At 75.6% G+C, this 1,254-nt stretch carries 1 protein-coding gene; it reads right to left on the bottom strand.

Translation table 11 applies throughout. From position 1 onward, the window contains the following. Positions 1–231: 231 nt before the first annotated feature. Complete coding sequence (locus tag AOK18_RS26090) at positions 232–1,227, bottom strand: serine hydrolase (protein ID WP_079105186.1); 996 nt, start codon at positions 1,225–1,227, stop codon at positions 232–234. Between the last annotated feature and the right edge of the window lie 27 nt (positions 1,228–1,254).

Raw genomic sequence — 1,254 nt, 5'->3', positions numbered from 1 at the left:
TGATCCCGGCCGTGGCGGCCGGGGCCGCCACGGCCGGGATCAGCGGGGAGGCCGCGCCGAGCGCGGCGCCGCGCAGCACCGCACGGCGGTCGACACCCCGTCGGAAAGGCGTGCCCGGTCGGTCTGCGGCAGGTGTGTCCTGGGTCATGGCGTCAGCAGATCAGGTGATCAACTCCCGTGTCCAAGACCGGAATTGAGCTGCGCCGATATGCGAACGCATATGCGCTCCGGTCACCGGCCGCCGTCGCGCAGGAAACCGACCGCGATCCCGGCGGCCCGGCCCACCGCGGCGTCCACCGTGGGGCGGGAAGCGGCCAGGGCGTGCGTGCGGGCGAAGACGGCGATCGCGTAGCACCCGCCGTCGGGGTAGCGGACGACGCCCGCCTCCATGTGCAGCCCCGGCAGGGTCCCGGTCTTGGCCGCGACCGTGACGTCGTCCGGGAAGCCCGACACCAGCCGGTGCCGGAACACCTGACGGGACATCAGGTCACGCACGAGGGCACAGGCCTCGGGCGGGCCGGCGGCGTCGGTCCAGATCAGCCGGAGCAGCCGCGTGATCTCGCGGGGCGTGCTCGCCGTGGTGCGGTGGGGATCCAGTACGGCCAGCCGTCTTTTGCGCTCGTCCGGCAGGGCGGGGTAGCGGGCGGCGAAGTCCCGCTCGTCGCGCGCCCCGACCTCCGCGAGCATCGACTCCAGCAGGTCTCGCGGTCCGCCCACGATCCGGGTCCGCCCCAGGCCGAGCTCCGCCGCGAGCAGCCGTACGGTGTCCAGGCCCACGCGGGCCAGCAGCAGGTCGGCCGCCGAGTTGTCGCTGACCGACATCGCGAAGTGGGCCAGGTCCCGCAGCGACAGCTCGACGTCGTCCAGGCAGCCGGCGGTCCCCCAGCCGCCGAGCCGGTCGGCCGCGGTCACCCGCACCCGTTCCCGCGGGTCCAGCTGACCGGCGGCGGCCTGCCGGGCGAACTCCAGGACCAGCAGCACCTTGAAGATCGAGGCGATCACGACGGGGTCGTCGGCCCCGACGCCGACCCCGTCCCCGCCCGGGCCCTCCGCACCGGCCGTCGCGGCGTCCCCCGCGCCGGGTCGGGTGCGAAGCCCGGCGCGGGGGACGCCGCGACGGCCGGTGCGGAGGGCCCGGGCGGGGACGGGGTCGGCGTCGGGGCCGACGACCCCGTCGTGATCGCCTCGATCTTCAAGGTGCTGCTGGTCCTGGAGTTCGCCCGGCAGGCCGCCGCCGGTCAGCTGGACCCGCGG

It is taken from the genome of Streptomyces prasinopilosus (genome assembly GCF_001419695.1).
GTDB classification, from domain to species: domain Bacteria; phylum Actinomycetota; class Actinomycetes; order Streptomycetales; family Streptomycetaceae; genus Streptomyces; species Streptomyces prasinopilosus.
This window is presented reverse-complemented; position numbering and strand designations above follow the sequence as displayed.